The sequence below is a fragment of the Robertmurraya kyonggiensis genome, from assembly GCF_005116465.1.
In the GTDB taxonomy this organism is placed as follows: Bacteria; Bacillota; Bacilli; order Bacillales; family Cytobacillaceae; genus Robertmurraya; species Robertmurraya kyonggiensis.
Genome location: NZ_SWBM01000075.1, coordinates 1 through 1,102 on the forward strand (window position 1 = coordinate 1; position 1,102 = coordinate 1,102).

Sequence of the window (1,102 nt, forward strand, 5' to 3'; positions counted from 1 at the left end):
GTAGCAAAAAGAAGAGCGTTTCGCGGCATGGGGATTCTGAGGAGGGAAAGTACTACTAGGAAAAAAGCGCTTGAGATCATAATTGATTGGGAATAGACCCCCTAACAACCCCCCCGGTGGTGGACCAAAGCAGAGTTTGGCCCTCGTAGCTAAGACGCTGTTATAGTGGTTGTTCCGGGGAAGGAGGGGGAGAGGGAGCTATAAGTGTCCTTACGGACCACTGTAGGATCGGCTATAGCATTAGATCAGAAGATAAAAGTGCTATAACTCAGATAAGGAACGTTACCCCTCTCTAGCTCTCCCTCGGGGAGAGTAGGTAGAAGCAGTAGCCCCTTACTCTATTTCCTAATCGGAAATAGACGGGGCGATAGAAACCTTATTAAACTTTGAGTTTTCCATCTCGTGCATACAAAGCTAAATAAGGGTTCTTTCTTTTAATTACCGTTCTATATATTCTAGAAACTCAAAACTCAGAGTGATACTTGACTTCCTCTTTGCATCGATTGGATCGATCAAAGAAGAACCCAACTATCAGAGAGTGAAGTGCACCTTGGGTAGTAAGGTGCACGAACGCCCTCTTCTAGCGTCTATGCCCCGACATTCTTTGTAAAAAGAATGGAATAAAGGGGCATCATACTTTGTCCGCTTCCTTTGCGTTAAGGAACTCCCCCATGGTTTACCTTTAGTTATAGCTCTTACAACCCCCAATTCCCCCGTATGGAGCCACCTTCTTCGTCGGCATGCTCTACCGTTTTAAACGGGGATGGCCACCGGAAAACCATCCGAGCTACCACTGCAGTATCGGTAGCAAACCCGACTTACAGGATAAATGTCCGCCTTCTTGTACTGATGAAAGTCGAGGACGTCAACCGCTAAGCAGCGATCCATCCAAGGTCCCCCAGTAAGAGCTCTTTTGTAATCCTCCCCATCAGTCAATTTAAGGATGGTCGTGGCCCAGGTCAATGAAGTCAACTCCCCATTTGGTCTCCACATTTTCTCATGGATAAATGTGTACCCCACTTTCTTACCCAGAACCTTAACTATAAGAGACTTCCTCCATGGTTGATACATTATCCTTTTAGTTTCCCCATTAATGTTGATC

General features: G+C 45.9%; 1 protein-coding gene. It reads right to left on the reverse strand.

The genetic code is table 11. From position 1 onward, the window contains the following. Positions 1-753 precede the first annotated feature (753 nt). Positions 754-1,102, reverse strand: a 349-nt coding sequence (locus tag FA727_RS25705; protein ID WP_206663869.1) for a hypothetical protein, incomplete at its 5' end; no start/stop codon positions are given.